This window comes from Pseudarthrobacter chlorophenolicus, assembly GCF_000962805.1.
Lineage (GTDB): Bacteria > Actinomycetota > Actinomycetes > Actinomycetales > Micrococcaceae > Arthrobacter > Arthrobacter chlorophenolicus_A.
In genome coordinates this window covers 727,693-751,807 of sequence record NZ_JZTW01000001.1, presented here as the reverse complement: position 1 = coordinate 751,807, position 24,115 = coordinate 727,693, and the positions used below count along the sequence as shown (strand labels likewise).

General features: G+C 60.4%; 20 protein-coding genes and 2 pseudogenes. 10 read left to right on the top strand and 12 right to left on the bottom strand.

Annotation, left to right across the window (positions count from 1 at the left end; translation table 11 throughout):
• Positions 1-83: 83 nt before the first annotated feature.
• Positions 84-581, top strand: a complete 498-nt coding sequence (locus tag UC32_RS03425; protein WP_152642536.1) for a hypothetical protein — start codon at positions 84-86, stop codon at positions 579-581.
• Here the strand turns inward: UC32_RS03425 and UC32_RS20500 are convergent.
• From UC32_RS20500 to UC32_RS03405, 5 genes and pseudogenes are all read right to left on the bottom strand, one after another.
• Positions 544-1,155, bottom strand: coding sequence for a hypothetical protein (locus UC32_RS20500; protein ID WP_152642535.1), 612 nt, complete (start codon positions 1,153-1,155; stop codon positions 544-546). The two genes, UC32_RS03425 and UC32_RS20500, sit on opposite strands and share 38 nt — an antisense overlap.
• Positions 1,152-1,724: a recombinase family protein gene (locus UC32_RS03420; RefSeq protein ID WP_045729791.1), complete on the bottom strand. Its 573-nt coding sequence runs from the start codon at positions 1,722-1,724 to the stop codon at positions 1,152-1,154. The genes UC32_RS20500 and UC32_RS03420 overlap by 4 nt, the downstream gene beginning before the upstream one ends.
• A gap of 160 nt (positions 1,725-1,884) precedes the next feature.
• Complete coding sequence (locus UC32_RS20890; protein WP_045729790.1) at positions 1,885-2,577, bottom strand: hypothetical protein; 693 nt, start codon at positions 2,575-2,577, stop codon at positions 1,885-1,887.
• A gap of 216 nt (positions 2,578-2,793) precedes the next feature.
• Positions 2,794-3,669 (bottom strand): annotated as a pseudogene (locus tag UC32_RS21155) (recombinase family protein); the annotation flags it as partial.
• A 52-nt stretch (positions 3,670-3,721) separates the two neighbouring features.
• A pseudogene (locus tag UC32_RS03405) lies at positions 3,722-4,129 on the bottom strand (CpaF family protein); the annotation flags it as partial.
• Positions 4,130-4,426: 297 nt separating this feature from the next.
• Between UC32_RS03405 and UC32_RS03400 the strand changes: the two are divergent.
• Positions 4,427-7,234 carry a lysozyme gene (locus UC32_RS03400; RefSeq protein ID WP_045729787.1) on the top strand — a complete coding sequence of 936 codons (2,808 nt, stop codon included), beginning with the start codon at positions 4,427-4,429 and terminating at the stop codon, positions 7,232-7,234.
• 62 nt (positions 7,235-7,296) lie between these two features.
• Here UC32_RS03400 and rfbA read toward each other — a convergent pair whose 3' ends face one another.
• Positions 7,297-8,169, bottom strand: coding sequence for a glucose-1-phosphate thymidylyltransferase RfbA (gene rfbA, locus UC32_RS03395; protein ID WP_045729786.1), 873 nt, complete (start codon positions 8,167-8,169; stop codon positions 7,297-7,299).
• A 55-nt stretch (positions 8,170-8,224) separates the two neighbouring features.
• Here rfbA and rfbB point away from each other — a divergent pair, with 55 nt between their 5' ends.
• Genes rfbB through UC32_RS03375 form a run of 4 tightly spaced genes read left to right on the top strand, consistent with a single transcriptional unit; the run spans position 8,225 to position 11,798 of the window.
• Entirely contained in the window at positions 8,225-9,223 is a 999-nt protein-coding gene (gene rfbB, locus UC32_RS03390; protein WP_045729785.1) for a dTDP-glucose 4,6-dehydratase, read from the top strand.
• A gap of 3 nt (positions 9,224-9,226) precedes the next feature.
• Positions 9,227-10,651, top strand: coding sequence for a sugar nucleotide-binding protein (locus UC32_RS03385; protein ID WP_045729784.1), 1,425 nt, complete (start codon positions 9,227-9,229; stop codon positions 10,649-10,651).
• Positions 10,648-11,379: a glycosyltransferase family 2 protein gene (locus UC32_RS03380; RefSeq protein ID WP_045729783.1), complete on the top strand. Its 732-nt coding sequence runs from the start codon at positions 10,648-10,650 to the stop codon at positions 11,377-11,379. The genes UC32_RS03385 and UC32_RS03380 overlap by 4 nt, the downstream gene beginning before the upstream one ends.
• Before the next feature lie 8 nt (positions 11,380-11,387).
• The gene (locus UC32_RS03375) at positions 11,388-11,798 is read left to right on the top strand and encodes a DUF2304 domain-containing protein (RefSeq protein ID WP_045729782.1); all 411 of its coding nucleotides are present in this window, start codon (positions 11,388-11,390) and stop codon (positions 11,796-11,798) included.
• Between the two features lie 57 nt (positions 11,799-11,855).
• On the opposite strand, the gene UC32_RS03370 is transcribed toward UC32_RS03375, so the two are convergent.
• Entirely contained in the window at positions 11,856-12,737 is an 882-nt protein-coding gene (locus tag UC32_RS03370; RefSeq protein ID WP_045729781.1) for a glycosyltransferase family 2 protein, read from the bottom strand.
• A 240-nt stretch (positions 12,738-12,977) separates the two neighbouring features.
• Here UC32_RS03370 and UC32_RS03365 point away from each other — a divergent pair, with 240 nt between their 5' ends.
• The 4 genes from UC32_RS03365 (at position 12,978) to UC32_RS03350 (ending at position 17,062) form a co-directional block, all read left to right on the top strand.
• Positions 12,978-13,907 carry a glycosyltransferase gene (locus UC32_RS03365; RefSeq protein ID WP_045729780.1) on the top strand — a complete coding sequence of 310 codons (930 nt, stop codon included), beginning with the start codon at positions 12,978-12,980 and terminating at the stop codon, positions 13,905-13,907.
• On the top strand, positions 13,904-14,647 hold the full coding sequence (locus tag UC32_RS03360) for a glycosyltransferase (protein WP_045729779.1): 744 nt from the start codon (positions 13,904-13,906) through the stop codon (positions 14,645-14,647). Before UC32_RS03365 ends, UC32_RS03360 begins: the two co-directional genes overlap by 4 nt.
• Positions 14,644-15,708, top strand: a complete 1,065-nt coding sequence (locus UC32_RS03355) for a glycosyltransferase (protein WP_045729778.1) — start codon at positions 14,644-14,646, stop codon at positions 15,706-15,708. The genes UC32_RS03360 and UC32_RS03355 overlap by 4 nt, the downstream gene beginning before the upstream one ends.
• A gap of 142 nt (positions 15,709-15,850) precedes the next feature.
• Entirely contained in the window at positions 15,851-17,062 is a 1,212-nt protein-coding gene (locus UC32_RS03350) for a lipopolysaccharide biosynthesis protein (RefSeq protein WP_045729777.1), read from the top strand.
• A 40-nt stretch (positions 17,063-17,102) separates the two neighbouring features.
• Here UC32_RS03350 and UC32_RS03345 read toward each other — a convergent pair whose 3' ends face one another.
• The 5 genes from UC32_RS03345 to glf form a co-directional block, all read right to left on the bottom strand.
• Positions 17,103-19,118 (bottom strand): DUF6541 family protein, encoded by a 2,016-nt coding sequence (locus UC32_RS03345; RefSeq protein ID WP_045729776.1) that lies wholly within the window; start codon positions 19,116-19,118, stop codon positions 17,103-17,105.
• A 113-nt stretch (positions 19,119-19,231) separates the two neighbouring features.
• Positions 19,232-19,957, bottom strand: coding sequence for an ABC transporter ATP-binding protein (locus UC32_RS03340; RefSeq protein WP_045729775.1), 726 nt, complete (start codon positions 19,955-19,957; stop codon positions 19,232-19,234).
• Positions 19,958-20,839, bottom strand: a complete 882-nt coding sequence (locus tag UC32_RS03335; protein WP_045729774.1) for an ABC transporter permease — start codon at positions 20,837-20,839, stop codon at positions 19,958-19,960.
• On the bottom strand, positions 20,836-22,860 hold the full coding sequence (locus tag UC32_RS03330; RefSeq protein ID WP_045729773.1) for a glycosyltransferase: 2,025 nt from the start codon (positions 22,858-22,860) through the stop codon (positions 20,836-20,838). The genes UC32_RS03335 and UC32_RS03330 overlap by 4 nt, the downstream gene beginning before the upstream one ends.
• A complete protein-coding gene (gene glf, locus UC32_RS03325; RefSeq protein ID WP_043794670.1) occupies positions 22,857-24,044 on the bottom strand; it encodes a UDP-galactopyranose mutase in 1,188 nt (395 codons plus the stop codon). Before glf ends, UC32_RS03330 begins: the two co-directional genes overlap by 4 nt.
• Between the last annotated feature and the right edge of the window lie 71 nt (positions 24,045-24,115).

The window sequence follows — 24,115 nt, the reverse complement described above, 5'->3', positions numbered from 1 at the left end:
CATCTTGCCGTGCAGGTACCTATGGGACTCTCAACGAGGTCCGTTGCGATACCCATGGGGTTCCCCCTGATAGCTTCAACCCCATGACTGAGATGCTTTACGGGGAAACTGCAAGTGCACCACGGACGTTCCATAGGTTCCGTGCACAGGTTCTGGAAATAGCTGTACGTCTTGAGTACGGAATGGATGAGTGTATCTCTGCTGCCTACGGGCAGAACGCTTCTACCGCTCAGGAACTGCGAGGTGAGATTCTTGGTGCTGTTTCCGTCCGTCAGCGTATATCGATCTTGAGACGGATTATGGAGGACAGGGAGCTAAGTGACTCATATCCGTTCGTGGTTCCAGTCCTTCAGAAGTTGTTTGATCTGCGCAACGTGATGGCGCACAGCATCGGTGATGGTTACGACGATGCTGCCCGGTCCATCTCCCTCACGAGTGTCCGTAGAGGGAGAGAGGAACGGAAGACGTTCACCCTTGTCTATTTGCACTGGCTTCAGGAGCAGGCAGAGCAGGTGGTCCGTGAACTTGGTGAGCTGTTCTGGCTCATTGCTCCTGATAATGAGCAGTGGCATGAGGGCTGAGCATCTGAATTGAGTCGTCATAGTCTTCTTCCATTACTTTGACACTCACGATTCGCATCACGCCATCAGTTCCCCGCTGATACTGCACTTCTCCAATATCCTCTGAGGCGACCTTTCGGCAGAGATCAATGACGCTGCCTACCGGCACGAAATAGAGATGCTTCGCCCGTTCGTTTTCGGAAGCGACGTAAACTCCGACGAAGAGATTGGTGTCCTCAGTTGCGTTGATGGCCCAGACGAAGGAATGGATTAGTTGGTTGCAGAGGTGCGGGATAGTGATGTGGTCCCGCACTCCATTCTCTAAGTCGTAGTGTTCCCATATTTCGTACCGGTCCCAGATATCCGGTATGGACCCGATTCGCTCGTAACGGAGGACAGGGACTCTGGTCTTGGCGAGTGCATCGGAAATTTTCCGTGCTTCGTTCAGGCGACGTATGGCGTAGGCACTTGTCATAAGGTCGCGTTCAACAATGAAGCTGCTGCGATCTGTCCACCGTTGTTGCTGGGACTTCTTTTCGAGTCGGTCAGCTACTCGCCAAAGTTCTTCTCGCCATGGAATCGAATCTGAGATCATGCGGCGAGGGCGGTCTGTGACTTCAAGTAGCGATAGACAGTGGCCCGCCCGATTCCCAGTTCCGTCGCTACGGAATCTGCGTTCTTGCCTTCTCCACGGAGTTGAGTGATCCGTGCCCCTATCTCTGGGGTGACCGCCACTGGACGCCCACCAAGCTTGCCGCGCTCCCTTGCCGCCTTCAAGCCAGCGTTGGTTCGCTCCTGAATCAGAGTTCTCTCGAACTCCGCGAATGATCCCATGATGTGGAAAAGGAGCTGACCGGTGCTTGTGGTGGTGTCGATACCATCGCTGATCGACTTGAAGCCAATGCCCTTCTGCTTCAGGTCTCTGATGATCTCCATCAAGTGGCTGAGGCTGCGACCAAGACGGTCGAGCTTGTAGACGACCAGAACGTCACCTTCGCGAAGGAAGCGTAGGCACTCGTCCAGCTCAGGGCGCTTGGTGCCCGCACCTGAAACTATGTCCGAGTAAACCTTGACGCAGCCCGCCGCTTTGAGGGCGTCCGTCTGGAGGTCAAGCTTCTGGTCAGCGGTCGAGACCCTCGCGTAGCCGATCAACGTTGTTGCCATGACCTGAAAGTATCACAACTCAACGCAAATTAGCTATTGATACAGATAACTTCTGAGACGGCTTCTTAGACGGTTTCTAATGCTTTCTCAGCTTGTCCCGCATTCCTTCGTTTTCGAGACGACTACGGGGCACCTGTGGCCCTATGGACAGGGAACTGAATCAGGTCATGAGGACAGTCTTCGTGGCGGCATCATCCCCACCAGCTTCGAGTGCACCGTTGGCGAGCCGTGCAGCTTTCCTATTGTTGCGTCGTGGCACCGGCTCCTTTACGATCCCTGCCTGAACCAATTCACGGGGCGACGGGTGTGATGCGAGATCGCCGGGGTCTTCGGTCCACCAGTCCACACCGTCATCGGATATGTCCTCGCGATCGTTGAGCGGGATATATGGAGAGGTTCCTGCCAGCTGGAAATTGAGGCGCTCCGTGTCGAACTTGCAACTATTGTTTTCGCGCGGACTCACAACGACGCCCTCTAGCAGAGCCCGGAAGATCATGTTCTTCTTCTTTATGGCGTCGTCGTCAGTGGCATCCAGCAGGTCTTCGTAGGCTTGGAATGCCATGGCTGAACGTTCCCATTCGAGGGCAGCTTCGACGTTTTCTTCTCGCTTTGTCAGCAAGGCTTGTTCTTTTGCTTTCAGGCGGTCAAGCATGTGGCGTAGCTCAGCCATCGTCATTACGTCATCTTCATAGGCCTCGGTCAACTCCAGACGCTTCCGAGCTATTTTCTCCAGCTCAGCATCGATATTGATATCGTCGGTCCCCGGTGGACCATCGCCAATATTCAGCATGCGCTTCAGGAACTCTTGTGTTTCTTGGGCAGTGAGCAAGGTCGTGATGAAGTCGGTAACCACAGCCTCAATTGTGGGAGTGCTCACACTGATCCGCCCACAGCCGGATGTGACAGTGCATTTATACGTGCGTGTGGAATAGGACATTGCGCTACCGCAGTATGCACATAGCAATAACCCTCCTAGAAGCGAAGGACGGGTAGGTCTTCCCCTAGGGGTCGTGGCCAGTGCTTTGCGCAGCAGTTGCCACGTAACCTCATCAAATATGGGTTCCCAGCCTGCTGGTCCCCATGTTCCCTTCGCGTCGGGGTCGGACCTTTTTTGCGCAACGGGCAGGTAATACCGTTTTCCGGCTACCGTGGGGCCAGTAAGGATGCCTCGGAGGGCTACTGGCTTCATCTTTCCGCACCGCTTAGGCAATTCTTCCCGGATGAACTTGGTAGCCCGCGTAATCGTCCAGCCGTCGTTGATAATGCCATCGGCGATGTCCCGGAGTACTTCAGCTCGATCCTCATGGATTACCAGCTCCCCCGGTTTCTCCCCCAAGCGGTAGCCAAAGGGGACTCGCCCACCGGGGAACTTGCCACGATCAAAAGCCTGTTCTTGTGCTCTGGCCTGTCGTTTTGCTTTGATATCGACTTCACCTTGAGCGACGGCACCAAGGATTCTGGCTACGACCTGCCCGTTGGCATCATCTAGACCAATGACTCCGCCATGTACTGCGTGGATAGTGAAACCGTGTGGAGTGGTCTGGACTATGTTGATGAGCTGATCGAGGTCCCTGACACTTCGCCATAGGCGATCAGTAGCCCATGCGACGACGGCATGAATTTCCCCTGACCTAGCGATAGCCTTTAGGCGTTCGAAGCCGGGACGTTTGGGTTTCCTTGGTTTCACCCCGTCTTCCCGGTGCGGAGCGACGTAGGCAGAGGTGTCATTCTCTTCGATGACCTCGATAACAGTAAGCCGGTGAAGGTCTGCGTACTTCACACAGTCTTCCAACTGGCGAGTTACGCCGTCTCCAACGCCCGTACGGTCCTGACTAATGCGTAGGTAGATTGCCGCTGGTACATAGTCCTCGTATACCGGAAACACGTAGTCAATGCCGTCTCTGGACCGGAACTTGAGTGGCTTCGCAGGGGGCTTGGAGGGCATGTTCTACATCCTAGACAGCTCGCCAGCTAGAACCCATCCAAAAAGAACTCACCGCATCAACAAACGGAGATGACATGTCCAGGCGCCTGCCGGAACTCTTCAGCATCCTTTCCACCATGTCACGCACCTGCTGCTCAGTAAGGCTGAGCGAGGTTAACTCGGACTCCCCATTGCGTGCCACATAAATTTCGTTGGGAGCATTCAGCCAGATTTCCTCTATCGAGGGATCGTCCAGCAGAGGCTGGAGGACTCCGAAGCGCGCAACGGCGTCGAACAGAAACCGCCGCGCTGCGTCCAAGGGACCCAGCGGCGGAAGTGGTCCCATGAGGGCCCGCTCGTCGTAGTCCGTCACCACGGCGTCGACAAGCCGCCGCACTTCAGCTGATTGGTTCAGGGGGTCAAGCCCCCTGCGCCTGATCAGTTCCCGGACTTCGTCCTCGACTATCCCCAGAGCATCCATTCCAGTTTCCCCCAGTTGACTGCCGCCCCCGGCGGAGGCAGTGCAAGTGGGACCAGCCTAGGGAGGGTACACCATCGCAACAAGTCATATTCCCCGGAATGTGGATAAACCGCCGCCGCGCCTCCCCCATTATCACTCCAGTCCCAAAAGAACCACTGGTTACGCTGGTCACACCAGTGCTATGGTGAGCGCGTTAATTGTCGAGTTACCACGGTCAAGTGCCTCCCTGGGGGGCAGCATTTGGCCAGTTATCGAAATGAGCGCTCAGGAGAGCGCCACATTGTCTCCGGAGCCAATATGAAGCGGAACCCGTCTCAGTCCCGTCGCCCCGCCGTGAAATCGCTGTGGGTCATGCTGCTTACAGCCTCACTAATGGCAAGCCCCGGAATTACGGGCGCCGCCTTGGCTGTAGAACCGGCGCCGTCGTCAACTGCATCGGCAACACCAGAGGCAAGTTCACCGGCCACACCGCCGGCGCCCACCCCGCCATCTCCGGGCGGAGCCACCCCGGCGTCGCAGGAGCCCGCGGCCGCCACCGAACCGCCGGCTCCAGCGGCTTCTCCGGATGCCCGGCAGTCCATGGCTGAAGCGGTCGGGATTGGCGGCGCCGAAATGGGCCAGCGATCTGCACGGGTGGTGCGCTCGACCCCCTCGGAATCAGTACGGAAGCTCAGTTCCGAAGCACTGGCCAGCGAAGGCACCTGGATGCCCACGTTCGGCGTCCAGGGGCTCGACGTGAGCGGCCACCAGCCAACCGTGGACTGGAAACAGCAGTGGAACATGGGGTCCAGGTTCGCCTATGTGAAGGCAACTGAAGGGAACTACTACACCAATCCCTCCTACAGCTCCCAGTACCAGGGAGCGCGGAACGTTGGAATGATCAGGGGGGCCTACCACTTCGCCATCCCCAACTGGTCGTCGGGCGCAGACCAGGCCCGCTACTTCGTGCAGAATGGCGGCGGATGGTCCTCGGACGGTTACACGATGCCGCCGGTTCTGGACTTTGAGTTCAATCCCTACGAGGGCCGGACGATCAACGGCTTCTACTTCGGCAACACCTGCTACAACATGTCTGCAGCGCAGCTCCAGTCCTGGATCCGGGACTTCGGAAACACCATGCGCTCATTGACCGGGCGGCTTCCCGTTATCTACACCAACACGAGCTGGTGGAACCAATGTGTGGGCAATCCAGCCGGCTTCGGTGATTATCCACTGTGGATTGCCGCCTACCCCAGTTCTGCCACCAACAATGCCGGCCCCGTCCCCACCGGCAGCTGGGGAACCTACAGCATCTGGCAATACAGTTCCACAGGCCCCTTCGCCGGCGATTCCAACGTCTGGAACGGCGACTATGCCTCCTTGCGGACATTCGCCGGAGCCGCGGCTCCCGACGGGTCCTTCGACGACCTGTCGGTGCAGCGGACCGGAGCCACCACGCAGCTGAACGTGCGCGGGTGGGCCGTCGACTTCGCCAATTCCTCCGCATCAACCCAGGCACATGTCTATGTCACCGGCCCGGATGGAGTGCGCACTGGCTATGCACTCCCCGCCAACGTATCCCGCCCGGATGTGAACGCTGCCCTTGGAGTCACCGGCCAACATGGCTTCCAGCAAGGCATCCAGATTCAGAAATCCGGAACCTACCAGGCCTGTGCCTACGCCATTGGCGCGTTCAGCAATACTGAAATTGGCTGTAAATCGATTGTTGCCAAGGGCGTTGAGCCGCCCATGGGCAGCATTGATGACGCCAAGGAAGTGCGGAGCGCAGACAAGGTATCGCTATCCCTTCGGGGGTGGGCAATCGACGGCGCCAACCCGGCAACAGCAACTGAGGCCCATGCCTATCTTACGGCGCCGGACGGCACCAGGACTGGTTATGTCATGCCCGCGAATCTGTCGCGACCCGACGTGGACCAGGCGTTGGGGATGGGCGCCAATCATGGCTACCAGCGCGATATTCCCATCACGGCGCCCGGCACCTACAAACTCTGCGTTTACGCCATAGGCCAGTACAGCAATACCGAGATCGGCTGCAGGCAGCTGAGCTTCGCCCCGGCGGCCGCGCCCATTGGCAGTTTCGATGACGCATCCCTGATAAAGACGTCCACCACAGCCGCACTTTCAGTTCGTGGTTGGGCACTGGACCGCGGGGACTCCACAAAGTCCATCCCTGTCCACGTCTACGTGACCTCGCCGGACGGCACCACTAAGAACTACCCGTTCACCGCGTCCCAGGCACGGGCCGACGTCAACAACGCGCTTGGCGTGACCGGGAACCATGGCTTTGCCGCGGCCATCCCCATCACGGCGCCCGGCAAGTACAAGGTGTGCTCTTATGCGATAGCGCTCAGCCCGCTTGCCCCGGGAAACCCCCTGCTGTCCTGCCGCAGCGTCGATGTCGGAGCTGTCGCCCCACCAATCGGGAGCCTCGACAGCCTGACAATCAACAAGACGAGCACCTCAGCCTCACTGTCGCTCGCCGGCTGGGCCGTGGACAAGGCAGATGCCTCGCGGTCCATCGACGTGCACATCTATGTGACCTCACCCGATGGAACCACGAAGGGGTATGCCTTCAATGCGTCACGCCCCAGGGCTGATGTAAATACTGCGTTCGGCGTCACGGGCGACCACGGCTTCGCTCCCTCGATTCCCATCACGAGCCCCGGTGTCTACACTGCCTGCGCCTACGCCATCGCGCCCAGCCCCCTGGCATCCAACAACCCCCTGATCGGCTGCCGCACGGCTGACGCCGGCAAGAGCGGTGCGCCGGTGGGCGTGCTCGATTCCGTGGCAATCAAGACGGCTGCGGGGGTTACTTCGCTGGAGGCGACGGGGTGGACCTACGACCCGGACATGCCGACGCTTTCGAATCCCGTTCACGCTTATGTCACCGGCCCCGACGGCAAGACCACGGGATACGTGTTCTCAACGACGGTGGACCGGCCCGACGCAAACAGTGCTTTCGGCATCACGGGTACCCACGGATATTCTGTCAACGTCAAAACCACAGTACGTGGCACGTACACGTTGTGCACCTACGGAATTGGAGTCTCCCCCTTCACCACCGGCAATACGGCATTGGGTTGTAAGACTCTGACGTATTAGGGGCCACCCGGCCAATAGAAAGGGGGTGAAGCTTGGCTTCACCCCCTTTGTATTGGCTCCAGCTAGTTGTTGCTCTCGGCCAGCAACTCCAGGAGGTACGCCCCGTAACCGCTCTTGACGAGCGGCTCAGCGCGTTCCCGCAACTCGTCGTCCGTCAGGAAGCCCAGGCGCCACGAGATCTCTTCCGGTGCCCCGATTTTGAGACCCTGCCGGTTCTCGACGGTACGGATGAAGTTGGAAGCGTCGTTCAGGTCATTGAATGTCCCGGTGTCCAACCAGGCAGTTCCCCGTGGCAGGATCTCCACCTGCAGCTTTCCGGCTTCGAGATATTTACGGTTGACATCCGTGATCTCAAGCTCGCCGCGGGCAGAGGGCTTCAGGTTCCTGGCGATGTCCACCACGTTGTTGTCGTAGAAGTACAGTCCGGGGACCGCGTAGTGGCTCTTCGGTGCAGCTGGCTTTTCCTCCAGGGAAAGTGCCTTGCCCTGCTCGTCGAACTCGACCACGCCGTAGGCCGACGGATCCTTGACCCAGTAACCGAAGACGGCGCCGCCGTCGATGGTCTTGAACCGGCGCAGCTGGGTACCCATGCCCTGGCCATAAAAGATGTTGTCGCCCAGCACAAGAGCAACGCTGTCGTCGCCGATGTGATCTGCACCGAGGACAAAAGCCTGCGCCAGGCCGTCCGGCGAGGGCTGCTGCTTGTAGGTGATGGAGACGCCGAAACGGGAGCCATCCCCGAGGAGCCGCTCGAACTGCTCGGCGTCATGCGGGGTGGTGATAATCAGGATGTCCCGGATCCCGGCAAGGATGAGGGTTGACAGCGGGTAGTAGATCATCGGCTTGTCATAGACAGGGACCAACTGCTTGCTGACACCCAGTGTGATGGGGTGGAGCCTTGAGCCGGTTCCGCCGGCAAGTATTATTCCGCGCATGCCCCCATCTTTCCCTTCGGTAAGTGCAGCGGCAAATCCGGTAGTCTTGGGAATTATGCAGCGACTTCTTGTGACCGGCGGAGCCGGCTTCATTGGCTCAAACTTTGTCCACTATGTCTTGGAAAACACTGATGACCATGTCACTGTTCTGGACAAGCTGACCTACGCCGGCAATCTTGAATCACTGCGCGGCCTGCCCGAAGACCGCTTCACCTTCGTTGAGGGTGACATCGCCGACGCCGCCATCGTGGACGGCCTGGTCGCAGGCACCGACGTCGTGGTCCACTACGCAGCAGAATCGCACAACGACAATTCCCTCCACGACCCCCGCCCCTTCCTGGACACCAACATCATCGGCACCTACACGCTGATCGAAGCGGCCCGTAAACACAACAAGCGCTTCCACCACATCTCCACCGACGAGGTCTACGGCGACCTCGAACTGGACGACCCCGAGCGGTTCACCGAGCAGACCCCGTACAACCCCTCCAGCCCGTACTCCTCCACGAAGGCAGGCTCGGACCTCCTGGTCCGCGCCTGGGTGCGCTCCTTCGGGCTGCAGGCCACCATCAGCAACTGCTCAAACAACTACGGCCCGTACCAGCACGTGGAGAAGTTCATCCCGCGGCAGATCACCAACGTGATCGACGGGATCCGCCCCAAGCTCTACGGCAAGGGCGAGAATGTCCGTGACTGGATCCACGCCAACGACCACTCCTCGGCCGTCCTGGCCATCATTGCCAAGGGAACCATCGGGGAAACGTACCTGATCGGTGCCGACGGCGAGAAGAACAACAAGGACGTCGTCGAACTGATCCTCAAGCACATGGGCCTGGCCCCGGACGCGTACGACCATGTAGTGGACCGTCCCGGGCACGACCTGCGGTACGCCATCGACTCCACCAAACTCCGCAACGAACTCGGCTGGGAACCCCAGTTCTCCAACTTCGACGCCGGCATCGAAGACACCATCGACTGGTACCGCAACAACGAACAGTGGTGGCGCCCGCAAAAAGCCGCCACCGAAGCCAAGTACAAGGAACAGGGCCAGTAGTCCATGTCTCTGGAGTTCTCGAAAAAGCTTTCCGGCCGCACAACCCCAATTCCCGGCGTCGTTCTTTACGACCTTCCGGTCCACGGCGATAACCGCGGCTGGTTCAAGGAAAACTGGCAGCGGGAGAAAATGGTTGCCCTGGGACTGCCGGACTTCCGGCCCGTCCAGAACAACATCTCCTTCAACGAAAAAGCCGGAACCACCCGCGGAATCCATGCCGAACCTTGGGACAAATTCATCTCTGTTGCCACAGGGCGGATCTTCGGTGCCTGGGTCGACCTGCGTGAAGGGCCCTCGTTCGGCGCTGTTTTCACCGCTGAGCTGGACCCCAGCCAGGCCATTTTCATTCCGCGCGGGGTCGGCAACGCCTTCCAGACCCTTGAAGACAACACGGCCTACACGTACCTGGTCAACGACCACTGGTCTGCAGATGCCCAGGGTCAGTACACCTTCCTTAACCTGGCAGACGAAACCGCTGCCATTTCCTGGCCGATCCCGCTGGACCAGGCCGAGCTCTCTGACAAGGACAAAGCCCACCCGCGGATGGCAGATGTCGCCCCGATGCCGGCCAGGAAGATCCTCGTTGTCGGCGCCGACGGCCAGCTGGGCAAGGCACTGCGCGAACAGTACGACGGCGACGCGAGGGTCGAGTTCGCCGGCCGCGGTGAGTTCGACCTCGCCCGGGCGGATTCCTTCAAGAACCGGAACTGGAAAAACTACTCCGCCATCGTCAACGCCGCGGCCTACACCGCTGTGGACGCTGCCGAAACCGAGGAAGGCCGGGCTACCGCCTGGGCCATCAACGTGACGGCCGTCGCCAACCTGGCGCGCACCGCCGTCGAGCATGACCTCACACTGGTCCACGTCTCGTCCGACTATGTCTTCGACGGGAGCCGCGACAACCACGACGAGGACGAGCCTCTCACTCCCCTGGGTGTCTACGGCCAAACCAAAGCTGCAGGCGAGGCGGTGGCAAGTGTTGTTCCCCGCCACTACATCGTGCGGACGAGCTGGGTCATCGGTGAAGGCAACAACTTTGTCCGCACCATGGCCAGCCTCGCTGGCAGGGGGATCAAACCGGCCGTCGTCAATGACCAGACAGGCCGCCTGACCTTCACCCAGGACATTGCTGCTTTCATCAGCCACCTGCTGACCACCGAAGCCGCCTACGGAACCTACAACTTCAGCAACGATGGACCCGTAAAGAGCTGGGCTGACATAGCGGCCGATGTCTACGAGCAGGCCGGCGCCTCCAGGACTGATGTCTCTGGCGTCACCACTGCTGAATACTTCAAGGACAAGGCCGCCGCTCCGCGGCCGCTCAAGAGTGCCCTGAACCTGGCCAAGGCACACTCCACGGGTTTTGATGTCGCCAACGCCGATGAGCGGCTGACTGCCTACCTAAAGGCGGAAAACGATAAAGCATGACTCCTGCAGAGCAAGCCCACCGCACCTTGGTGATCATGCCGGCCTGGAACGAGTCGGAGGCCATCGGCGGTACCATCCGGGAAGTGTTCGAGTTCGGCCCTGAATGCAGTGTCCTTGTCGTGGACGACGGCTCACGCGACAACACTGCCCAGGTTGCCCGCGATGCCGGCGCACTGGTGGTGCAGCTCCCCTTCAACATGGGTGTGGGCGGAGCGATGCGGACCGGCTTCAAGTACGCAAAAATGCACGGCTACACCCGGGTTATCCAGGTGGACTCCGACGGCCAGCATGATCCCCGTGATATCAAGGCCGTCCTCGACGGCCTGCAGGAAGCGGACATCGTCATCGGGGCCAGGTTCGCAGACAAGGGCACGTATTCCGTCAGGGGTCCCCGCAAATGGGCCATGAACGTCCTGGCCTGGACCATCTCACGGATTGCAGGCGCCCGGCTCACGGACGTGACATCCGGGTTCCGGGCTGCCAATGCTAAAGCCATTCGCCAGTACGTCGACCACTACCCGGCCGAATACCTGGGCGACACCATCGATTCCCTGGTCGTAGCCATCCGGTCGGGATGTACCGTGCGCCAAGTAGGCGTCTCGATGCGCGAACGGCAGGGCGGCACCCCAAGCCACGACCCCGTCAAGGCGGCCATCTACCTGGGCCGGTCAGCCTTTGCCCTCCTCTTTGCGTTGACGCGCAAGAAGAACGAACCGTCGTCCAACTAGGAGTTTCCATGGCCACGCTCGTTGGCTTCATCTTTGTGCTGGTCATTCTGCTGATCATTTTCGAAATGCTGCGACGCCGTCACCTGCGCGAAAAGTACGCCGTCATCTGGATCATCATCGGGATAGGGGTCCTGGTGCTGGTGGCCTTCCCGCAGCTGCTCTTCTGGTCAAGCGGAGTTCTCGGCGTGAAGGTGCCTTCAAACCTTCTGTTCGCCATGGCGATTGTGCTGCTGGTGTCCGTTTGCCTGCACCTCTCCTTCGAACAGTCACAGGCGGAAGACGAAGTCCGCGTCCTTGCGGAGGAGGTGGGGATCCTGCGCCTCAAAGTCCTGCAGTTGGAGGAGAGCCTGACGCAGGATGGCACGGCCGCCGGCAACGGCACGCACCCTGGAACGGTGCCTCCGGAACCAACGCCCTAACGGAAAAAGGTGGCTGCCCCCTGGACTTGGGGGCAGCCACCTTTTTTATGCAGTCGGTTAGGAGACCACGTGCTTCAAAAGCCTGGGCAGCGAATCGGTTTTACCGATCATCAGTGAGCGGGCTACCAGTGTGGCTGCGTTCAACCGGGACGTCGTGTGGAAGGCCGCAGCGCGCGCCGTTCCGTTCCAGCCCAGTTCACGGAAACGCCGTGCCTGTCCTTCAAAGTATGCGCGCTCCTCATCGAACCGGCGCCCGTCAAGTGCCTTGACGGACGAGTCGGAAGCGGAGTGCCGCCGGTAGAGGAACGCCAGCGTCGGGTCGACCACCATGGAGCCCCCCTCGGCTGCAATATCCAGCAGCAGCGCAAGGTCCTGAACCACGTGCAAACCCTCCGTGAAGCCGATCCGGCGGATTACATCCGTGCGCCACGCCAGGGACGGGAAGTATGCCCAGTCGGCCCTGACAAGGCTGGTGGCCATCTTTTCGCCCTGGAGGAGGACTGTGGCCTTGGTGGAGGGTGCGTATACCTTTTTGACGATGTCCACCAGCGGCGAGCACGCACGACCCTGCTCATCGATGACCTGGACACCGGGCTGGACAACACTGGCTTCGGGGTAGGCTTCGAACGCCTTGGACACAACGTCGAGGTAGTTCGGCAGCATGATGTCGTCAGCACCCATGACCACAACGATGGGAGCTTCGGCCAGTTCCAGCGCCTTGCGGTAATTGCCGTTGGCGCCGAGGTTCTCTTCGTTCTTTTGGTAGCTGACGCGGGGATCCGACATGGATTCGAACCAACGCTGGGGTTCCGGGCTGGGGTAACCGTCGTCGACCACGATGAGGCGCCAATCCTCGAACTGCTGGCTCATGACGCTTTGCGCCGCGAGTTTCATCAGGTCGACGTCGCCGTAGTACGGAAGCAATACATCAATGGCCATATGCCAGGTAGGTCCTTTTCTTGAAGATTCACAGGGTTGGATCTGTTTGCCCGGAGATGAGCACCCCGGTCAATGCTACCGCGTCGGCCTGTAGAGGCGGCTTCCAGCCCGACTGTCCGGGCCGGCGATCCGGGCAAATGGAGGCCCGTCCGCCCCGACGATAGACTGAAGCCTGCTGTCTGACAGTTCCCTGACGCATTGGAACGGTCTATTTGGGTAAGCGAGAAGGAACTATAAGACGTGACGCACCAGAGTGACCCGCGTGTGGTGGCTGTTATCTCAGCCTTCCACCCTCCCCAGGACCTTCCCGAGAGGGTCGAAAAGCTCAACCAGCAAGTCGCTCACACAGTTGTTGTCGACGACGGTTCCGACCCCCAGCACATGAGCAGCGTGCTGAACGGTCTGGAAGCGCTGGGATGCACGGTGCTTCGCATGCCCGAGAATGTGGGAATTGCCGCAGCACTGAATGCAGGAATCGATGAAGCGCTCAAAGCGTGGTCTCCGGATTTCCTTGTCACGCTTGACCAGGACTCCGCGCTCGATGATGGCTACATCGCGGCCGCGTTGGCAACGTACGCGGAGGCAACTGCCAACGGGATCGACGTCGGCCTGGTCAGTGCCCAGTCGCACAACGGCCTCAACGTTCCGCTGCTGGCCAGGAGGGCACGGTTTCCCGAAGCCTTCGACCCCCTGCAATCTGGCGCCGTCATCCCGGTATCCACGTTCAAGACAGCCGGAATGCTCGACGGCAGGTTGTTCATTGACTGTGTCGATTCTGAATTCAACCTTCGTGTCAGGTCCCACGGCCTGGCCACCCTCGTGGGCAAGGGATGCAATATGACGCATGCCCTCGGCCAGGCACAGCCAATGATGCTTTTCGGATGGCATGTCAGTGTTCTGGGCCGAAAGCGCCACGTGCACTCACATGCCCCTTTCCGGGTGTACTACATGACCCGGAACAACATCCATCTCTGGCGGCAGTACGGCGCCAGGTTCCCGATCTGGCTGCTCCGCAGGCTCCGCTTCCAACTGGAAAGTGACGTCTTCCGGATGCTGTACGGCGCCAATCGAAAAGGGCAATACCGGGCATTTGCCCGCGGCTTCGTGGATGGCTGGCTCGGAAGGCTCGGCAAGATCGATCCCTCGTTCCAGCGGAAGCTCAGCGCATGAGCGGGGCCGGCGGTGTGCGGGTATCCGTGTGCATGGCAACGTACAACGGCCAGGAGTACGTTGCAGAACAGATTGAATCCATCCTGTCGCAGCTGTCTTCGGAGGATGAGCTCATCATCGTCGATGATGCGTCCAAGGACTCCACGCTCGACGTCGTCCGTCGCCTTGAGGATCCGCGCATAGTTCTCCTGCCGAGCGCGGAAAACAAGGGCTACGTTGCGAGTTTCGAGAAAGCAGTCTCCGCCAGCAGGGGCGAGTACATTATGCTGTCGGACCAGGACGACATCTGGCTTCCCGGACGCGTGGACAGGTTGGTGGATGCCCTGCAGACGAAGGACTTCGCCGCCAGCAATTTCACCGTGTTTGGCGGCCCGGCCAACAAATACCACAAGGTTCAACTCAAGGAGTCTGACAGCAGCCGGTGGGTAGCGAACCTGGTCACTACGTGGATAGGCATCCGCCCCTACTACGGGTGCACTATGGCCTTCACTTCCCGGGCGAAGAACATGATCCTCCCCTTCCCGAAGTTCCTCACCGAAACCCACGACCAGTGGATTGCCATCGTGGGCAACCGGAATCGAAGCATGGTGCACGTTGCGGCGCCCACCGTGGCCCGCCGCCTGCACGACGACAACACGACGCCTAAGTCACGTCGTCCGGTTGCGGTGATCCTGCGCGCCAGGGTGATGCTCTTGCGCGCCTTCTTTGTGGCACTGGGCCGGAAGGCGGACACGCAATGACAACGCTGCCGGGCAGTCCCGGGGACGGGTCCGCTGCGGGCGCCCCTGCCTCCTCTTTTGGCGCCGTGGCGTTGGCGGCGTACCAACCGGACGAACCCCTGTTTGCCCGCCAGTTGCGTTCCATCCAGGCGCAGACACACAAGGACTTCGTCTGCCTCATCTCCGTCGATGGCGACTACCAGCGAGTTGCCGACATGGTGCGCCGGGCCTGCGGCGATGACAGCCGGTTCCAGGTTCTCGGATTCGACGACCGCCTGGGCTTCCACCACAATTTCGAACGCGCACTCAACGCGGTACCGGCGGAGGCCCAGTGGGTGGCATTGAGCGACCAGGACGACTTCTGGTATCCCGAGAAGTTGGCAACGCTCCTCCCCCGCCTCGGACAAGCCGCACTTGTCACCAGCCAGGCACGGGTAGTGCCTCCACACATTTCCGCAGCCAACCAGGATCCCTCCAGCGGAACCCTGACCGACAGAAGGAACGTCGGCCCTGCCGATCTTCTCGCCAACAACCAGGTCACCGGTTCTCTCTGCATCTTCCGGCGCGACGTACTGGACCTGGCGTTGCCGTTCCCCTCGATGGCCGCGCCCTCGCAGTATCACGATCACTGGATTGGGCTTTGTTCATTGGTCCGAGGCGGAATGAACATCGAGAACCTGGTGCTCCAGGACTATATCCAACACGGCGGAAACGTGGTGGGCGAATCCCGGCAAAGCCTGCCCACCTCGGTCCGCAACACTCTTCGGTTCGTCCGACGTTATGAGGGAAGCACTTCCCCGCGGAGCATCAGCAGCATCATCCATAAGACAGGGCTTGGCTGGCGGACGCTCATGGCCAGGACCCTGCTGGATCGCGCAGAACAGTCAGGGCTCCCCGTCGGACAGGAGTTGCGCCAGGCATTGGAGCTCTACGCACGGCCATACAGGTGGCAGCTCGTCCGGTCCCTCGTGGGAGGAGTCCGCCGCGGCAACGTGTCCCCCATACGGGCCTTGGAAATCAGCTTGGGCATCGTCCTGCCGAACTTCCCACCCAACGGCCGGGACTCGGTGCACCGGTCCTGACCTGGTCCCTGCGCTTCCGCCACGCCCGGAACCCCTGGGTACACCATGACCGATTGTTCCCGGGAACGGACCTCTCTGCGGGACAGGAGGATGCCCCCGGCGGACTGCCGGCCACCATTAGACAGAAGGACACACTGAACGCATGAAGGCTGTTTTGCTGAGGCTTGCCGGTTTCACCGGGCTGCCGCTGCTGTCGATTGTCACACCTTTCCTTCTTATACCGATCGTGGCCCACGTAGCCGGTGCCGGCGGTTGGTCCAGCGTTGCGGCAGGTCAGTCAGCGGGCGCCTTTGGCGGTGCAGTTATCGCCTGGGGATGGAATACCCTCGGGCCCGTAGAAATTGCCCAGAACCCCGCGCCGCAGCACCGGGCTGAGGTCTACCGTGAAAGTATCCGGACAAGGCTGGTCTTGTCTGCCGCCGTCGTGCCCTTTGTCTTTGTCTTGGCCTGGAGCCTGGCTGCGCCCGAGCATCGCCTGGACGCGGCGGCGATGTCCATGACCACTACCGTGGCCGGAATGTCACCGGCATGGTTCTGCATTGGCGCCGGCAAGCCGACACTTCTTGCCCTTTTTGACACTATGCCCCGGGTGGTAGCCACCGTTATCGCTGTCCCGGTCATCCTGATGACGTCGCAGATCTGGCTTTATGCGGCGATCCTGATTGTGGCCGTCATTGCGAGCCTCATGGTTTTCCACAGGATAGCGGTTCCTGAAAGGGGCAAGACGTTTGCGTCCTGGCGCGGCACCTTCCAGCATCTGCGCGGACAGTTCGGGCCGGCAGCGATCAGCCTTTCCGGAACCACTTACGCTGCAACACCTTTGCCGATCGGTCAGGCCTTTGTGCCCAACACCGTCATGGCCGGCTTCAGCTCCGCTGACACCGTCTACCGCTTTGGGCTCTTCTCGGTGATGGCATTGGGTAATACTTTCCAGGGCTGGACCCTGGAACTGCAGGAAGCAAGCCCCAGAAAGCGCCACGCAGCCGCCATCGTCTCCCATTTTGTCCTGGGACTCGCCGGGGCCGCTTTCCTTACCCTGCTGGGTCCACTGGCAACGACGCTCATCTTCGGGGCTGACAAGAGCGCAAGTATGGCTACCTGCGCGTTTTACGGGCTGTCATTCCTGTTCATCTCTGCCAGCACGCCCTTCATCCGGAATCTCCTGCTGCCGCAGGGCCGCCAGCGCCTGATTCTGGTCTGGACCCTCATCTCAGCCGTCGTCGGAGTGACCTTGATGTTTGTGGCCGCGACCCGCGGATGGGTGGATGGCATCGCGCTGTCCATGGCGCTCAGCGAGGCAATCCTGTTCCTGGGCCTGCTGATTCCCGGCCTGCGGCTGTGGCAGAAGGCCTGACTCAGGACGGGTCTCCTCGACGCCTACGTGCAGGGCGGAATCAATTTCCGCAAAGCTGCAGCTTGTAGAGCTTAGCGTCGCCTTCCGAATCTTCAAGGGTGGCCATTCCTGCGGCAATGAGGCTGTCCAGCCCCTTGTAACCGCTGTCCCGGCCGTGCACTTCGCGGTGGCCGAAGTCAAGGATGTAGTCGATGTTCAGTTTCTGAACCGCAGGGCACACTGCAGGATCGTCTTTCGACGGGGTAGGCCCGTTAAGGAGCGCTCCCGTTCCGTCAGGAACGGCACTAAGGATGTGCAGCTGGATGAGCTTTCGGTCTGCCAGGGCATAAGCCAGGGAACTGCCGTTCCAAGGGTTCCCCACCATCACGGCGTCCTCAGGCACTTCCTCCGAAAGGCGGTCAATCAGCTCCAGCTCATCGCTGGAGATTAGGGGTGAGTCAGCAGACAGCCGGTATGAACCGGCCATCGAGTCCTGCGCCTGGCGCACGCTTCCACGCTGCGTTAGCCCACCGAGTGCCAGAACGGCGATGAGGCCGGCAACCACCATGTAGGTTGCCTGCGGTACGCGGGCAGCCTTTTCGAAGGGCTTGCCCGGTTCCGCTGCAGGCTTCCGCTGCACAATACCCACGCCGCGGGTGGCTCCCTTGAGCAGCAGTTCCCAAACACAAACGGCACCGCGGGTCGCAAGGGGAATCGTAACCAGCGGCAAGAGGGCAGCGAGCCGGGGAGGATCGTTGTACCAGATTCCCGTCCAGTACGTCCGGAAATCGTCAGCGGGGAACGAACTCACCACGACGAACAGGAATGCCGCCACAGCATAGGTTCCCAACCACCACAGCTGCCGGCCGGACCTCACCACTACGAAGATGCCAACGAGGGTCAGGGCCATGACTGCCCAGGCTACGGGACGGCCAATCGCAGAGCTGGCGATAACTTCGCCGATGGCCTGGCCACTACTCTCAACAGGTGGCCAGAAGGCGGCCTCCGCTGGTGGCCGGACGAGGTCCCAGAGAATGCGAACAACGACGACGGCGATCACGCCCAGCGCCGCCAGGGCCGCGGTCGCTGCCCATCGGGTTCGTCCGCGCGCTGTAGTCCATGTTCGCACCAGAAGGCGCGTATAGACGAAAACAGCAGGCGGAGCCAGCAGGGCAATCCAGGCCATGGCGGCGCTGGGGTGGGCGAGGGCGACGCCCGGCAGTACTGCGAGGAGAACGAGTGCTCCAATAATCCTCGAATGAACCGGCACTGCGGATAATCCGAGGACTTCAAGCGAGACAGCCAGTACCAGGGGCAGGAGGGCGACGGCAAGGAAATTCGGGTAGAGCACCCCAAAATCGAGCAGCGAAATGGGAAAGGCTCCGAATCCGGCGGACAGGACACCGGCGGACAGGACGACTGCGGGGCGGTTGCCCCAGATGGTGCGTCCGAGGTACATGCAGCCCAGGGGCCAGACAACGGCGGCGACGACAATGTTGATGACATTGACCGATACCGGTATTCCACCGCCGCCAACGCTGGCCAGCAATGAGACAAGGTCATGCCAAGCTGCAGGGTACGACGCCGCACCGGTCATCTCGTTAAGCGTCAGGGATGAGCCTGAGCCGGTATCGAGGATGTACCGGATAGCGTTGAGATGAAAGACATTGTCGAATGTCTGTGAAAAGGACTCCGGGTGGCCAATGGCTTCAACAAGCCGGCGGGAAACCAAGAAGGCGGCGATGACAACCGCCAACCCGATTGAAATCAGGACCCAACGCGGATTGCCGCTGTCACGGGCCTGAACCTCCGGGCTCTTCTTAGCCAAAACAGCCGACGCGGCAAAGGCGAGCCCGGCCAAAATGGCAGTGATGCCCAGGACGGGCAGCAGTGACCACCGGATTCCGGCGAACGGAGCAACGATCGCGGCAACGGCCACTACCGACACGCTGAGTCCCGGTGCCAGGGCGAAGATGCGGAATCCCCTCAACCTGGCTGCGGCACCCACGGCCAGTCCCGGAACAAACAGCAGAGCCGCTGCCAGGACAAACTGTGGGACTGTATCAAACCAGGACAAGAATCCTCCGAAAATTCAGTGGCACAGCGGCCAGGGCGGCACGCCGTGCCACAAACGTTAACGATGAGGGACCAGCATCCGCTCGGAAGCGGACGTCCTCGCGCAGCTGACTGTCAGGCGCGCAGAATCGAAACTGCCTCGTGGATTGGTCCGTCGAATTTCACGTTACCGTGCTCCAGGAGGATTCCGCGGTCGCAAATGCGGGAGACCAGGTCCAGGTCGTGGCTCACCACCACAAGCGTCTTTCCGTCGCGGGCGAGTTCCTGGATCTTGTCGATGCACTTTCGCTGGAAAGGCTCGTCGCCCACGGCCAGGATCTCATCGATCAGGAACACTTCGGGATCAGTGTGGACGGCAACGGAAAATGCGAGCCGCAAATACATTCCCGACGAGTAGAACTTGACCTCGGTATCAATGAATTGCCCGATCTCGGAGAATTCGACAATATCGTCGAATCGGTCCTTGACCTGTTGCTCAGTCATTCCCAGGATGGCCCCGTTGAGGAAGACGTTGTCCCGGCCGGACAGATCGGGGTGGAAGCCGGCGCCGACTTCGATGAGGCCCGCCACCCGCCCCCTGGTCCTGACGGTTCCGGAATCCGGGAGCATCACGCCGGAGATGTGCTTTAGCAACGTCGATTTGCCGGAACCATTAAGGCCCAGCAGCGCCACGGTCTCCCCCGTCTTGACGTCGACGGAGACGTTCTTCAGAGCATGGAACTTCTCGGACAGGTCGCCTTTCCGGCCCTTGACCAACCAAACGACGGCCTCTTTGATGGAGCGCGTGTGCCGGAGGACGAACTGCTTGCTGATGTCTGAAACTTCGATTGCGTTGACCACTCACAGCTCCTGAGCGAAGCGGCCCTCGAGCCGCCGGAAGGTGAACTGACCCAAAATGACAATGGCCAGGGCGATAACCAGGCCCAGCGGTGTCCATAGGGTGAAGAGATTGGGTGGCATGGCGGTGGTGCCATCCGTCGTGGGGAACCAAAACGCGTAATGGAATAGTTCCACACCAATGGTGATGGGGTTGGCCTGGTAGATGGCAAACCACGTCGAACCGAGTTTCGCTTCCACCATCGACCACGCATACATCACAGGCGAAGCCCAGGTGGCAACCATCAGGAGCATGTCCACCAGGTTCTCCGAATCCCGGAAGTACACATTTGCAGATCCGAAAAGCAATCCAAGGCCGGTAGCCAGCAGGCCCACGATCACGAAACCCGCCACAGCTGCCAGCAGCTGGAATAAGCTCGGATGCCATCCTGCCAGCAGGCAGCCGGCCACCAGCACCACCAGCTGCGGGAAAAAGTGAACCGCGGAGACCCACACAGAGGCAACCGGAAAGAGCTCACGGGGCAGGTAGATCTTCTTGATCAGGTTCCCGTTGTTCACAATTGAACGGGACGCGTTTCCCAGCGCTTCGGAGAAAAAGTTGATCAGTACGATCCCCGAGAAAAGGTAGACGGCGTAGTTGGGAAGACCCTCTGGGTTCCTGGCGCTGCGCTCCAGCCCCAGGAATACACCAAGGGCCACATAGAAGACGACGAACTGAACGCCGGGTTTTACGTAGGACCACAGCAGCCCGAGCACGGACCCGCGGTAGCGGACCTTGAGTTCTTTGCGGACCAAGAGCTTCAGCAGGAATCCTGACTGCCGGATGTCCCGGAGTCCACCCCCAAGCCCTGGACTTGTCAGTTCAGCCGGAGATGATGCACTCACTTGATTTCGTTCTGGGTGTGTTGCTCGAACGTCTTCCTCCACGACTCCATCGAGGTCAGGTCCGCGACAGCTGCCTTGTACTTCCTGCTGAGCGCGGGCCATTCCTTGAGCAGCGCGGAGTGCAGGCGGGCACTCTCAGCCAGCATCTTCCTCAGTTGCTTGGGGTCGCGCTTGTACCAGGACGCACCGGTCCCCTCGGCGTTGGAGACCACTGCACTGTCGTACTGCGCCATACGCCACCACCGGTTGTCCTGGTGCGCAATGGTCGTTTGCGGACGTTCGGTGCTGGTTTCCTTCACCGGGCTCGCCAGCTGGCGGACCACGGTTTTTGCTGCCCAGGGAAGCAAGGAAATCTTGGACGGCTGTGCCGGCCCGTGTCCTCGGCGCGGCGGCTTGTCCATCTTTGCCGCAGGGAAGTCCTCAGGATTGGGTTTGAAGACGGCGTCGGGGTGCGCGGACATCATTTCGCGGATCTGGGGCAGCTTGGCCGGGAGAAGTTCAGGCAGGGCTTCGGGGCCCTTCAGGACATCCTCGAGTGCCCACTGGCGGCCCTGCGCGGTGGCGTACTGCATGGAAACGAGGTGTTTGACATCGGCATACTGCGATTCCTTGATGACGCGCCCGCCGAACTCGTACGGACTGTGGAGCAGCGCAGCCACCACGCGGTTCCGGGCGTGGAAGTACGCCTGCCAACCAACGAGGTCGTCCTTGTCGATCCAGGAAACGTGCCATACGGCCGATCCCGGGAGGGACACCGTGGAGTAGCCATGGGCCTTCGCGCGCAGCCCGTACTCCGAATCGTCCCATTTGATGAACAAAGGAAGGGAGAGCCCGATTTCCCGGATTACCTGTGTGGGAATCAGGCACATCCACCACCCGTTGTAGTCAACGTCGCAGCGGCGGTGCAGCCAGGACGTCTGACGAAGGTTGGAGGACTGGAAGTCGTGACCCAGGATCATTTCGTCGCTGGGCAGCGACGGCTGGAACCGGTAGGGGTTGACCACCTCTCCAAAGGTATGCAGCACGGTCCGGTTGTAGAGGTCGAACATGTGACCGCCCACCAGCGTGGGAGTCTTGCAGCGATCAGCGAAGGTCAGCAGCCGGATGATGCTTTCCGGCTCCACGACGACGTCGTCGTCCATGAGCAGTGCGTAGTCGCTGCCGTTCTCGACGGCCTCGAACATGCCACGGGCGAATCCGCCCGACCCTCCGAGGTTGGACTGGTTGATGATGCGCAACTTGCCTTTGAGCATCTTTTTGATGTCGTCGAACCCATCAGCATCGGCGAGTTTCTGGGTCCCCTGGTCCACAATCAGGATTTCCTGTACGTGGTCGAGGGCCTCTTTGCTTTCGGCCAGGAGCCGGAGGTTGTTGAGGCAGAAGTCGGTCTTGTTCAGGGTGGTGATCTGCAGGGTGACGGAGCCTGGGCTGGTCTCAACGGCAGGTCCCTGCCATTCCGCATCGAGCATCACCAGTGGCTCAGTTCCGGCCAACAGGTCGAACCAATACCAGCCGCCGTCACCGAAGGGTGCCAGCGACAGTTCGAAGAAGTTCTCGGCGGTACCCTCAACCCGGCGCGTGTCCACCCGTTGCAGCGATCCGCGGGCGTTCGACTTGTACACGATGACAGAGCCGGCGCCCTGAGTACGGACCTGCAGCCGGACCTTGTCCACGGTGGTCCAGCGCCGCCAGTAGCTGGCGGGGAAGGCATTGAAGTAACTGCCGAAGGAAACGCGTTCGCCCGACCGCACGGACGTCGAGTGGCGTGAGAGGAAATCCTCCACGTGCGCTTCCTTGGTAGGGCTGCTGATGGTTCGGGCCTTGGGGGTCTTCCCGTCCCTGTCGCCGGCCGTCGGCAGCTGGATTCCCGTGGCGGTTCCCATGTCCATATAGAGCGGAACAGTATCCATCTGGCTGGCGCTGGGAAGGATCACGCGCTGCAGGGTTTGCCACTGCTGGCCTGGTTCCGCGGCGCCGCCCTCGGCCTTATTCTGGTTCTTGGTATCGGTGGGGACGCTCATGCGTCGACTCCTCCGCTTTCGATGTCGGCTCCCGCCTCGAAGTGAGGGCGGATCTTGTTGTCGAACATGGTCAGGGCAGAACCGATGGCCATGTGCATATCGAGGTACTTATAGGTGCCCAGGCGGCCACCGAACAGGACGTCCTTTTCACCGGCTGCGAGATCGCGATACTTGAGCAGCCGGTCGCGGTCCGCCGATGTGTTGATCGGGTAATAGGGCTCGTCGCCCTTCTCGGCAAAGCGCGAGAACTCGCGCATGATGACGGTCTTTTCCGTCTGGTACTCCCGCTCGGGGTGGAAGTGCCGGGGTTCGATAACGCGGGTGTAGGCAACGTCTTCGTCGTTGTAGTTGACCACGGACGTACCCTGGAAGTCCCCGACGTCGAGCACTTCCTCTTCGAAATCAATCGTGCGCCAGGACAGGTCACCTTCGGCGTAATCGAAGTAGCGGTCAACGGGGCCCGTGTACACGACCGGAATATTGCCGACGACCTTGTTCTTGCTGTACTCGTGCGACTCGTCGAAGAAGTCCGTGTTCAGGCGGACCTCGATGTTCGGGTGCTCCGCCATCTTTTCGATCCAGGCCGTGTAGCCGTTGGTGGGCAGGCCCTCGTACTTGTCGTTGAAGTACCGGTTGTCGTAGTTGTAGCGAACCGGGAGCCGCGAGATGATTCCGGCGGGAAGGTCCTTCGGGTCCGTCTGCCACTGCTTGCCGGTGTAGTGCTTGATGAAGGCCTCGTACAGGGGACGCCCGATCAGCTGGATTCCCTTGTCGTTGAGGTTCTGCGGGTCGGTGCCTGCAAGCTCTCCGGCCTGCTCCTGGATCAAGTCCTTGGCCTGGCCGGGTGTGAGGTTGGCCCGGAAGAACTGGTTGATGGTGGCGAGGTTGATGGGAAGGGAGTAGACCTCGCCCTTATGGACGCCATAGACCTTGTGCACGTAGTTGGTGAAGCTGGTGAACCGGTTGACGTACTCCCACACGCGTTCGTTTGAGGTGTGGAACAGGTGGGCACCGTAGCGGTGCACCTCGATGCCTGTCTGCTCTTCCTTTTCGCTGTAGGCGTTTCCGCCGATGTGGTGGCGACGGTCGAGGACAACGACCTTCAAGCCGAGCTCAGTGGCGGCCTGTTCTGCGATTGTCAGGCCAAAAAAGCCGGACCCTACGATGACGAGGTCAGCGGTCACAAAATCTCCTGGTTCGAATGCGGGCAGCGCAATGTTGAGCATTGTCTGCTGCTCTAGCCTACCCGAGTGAC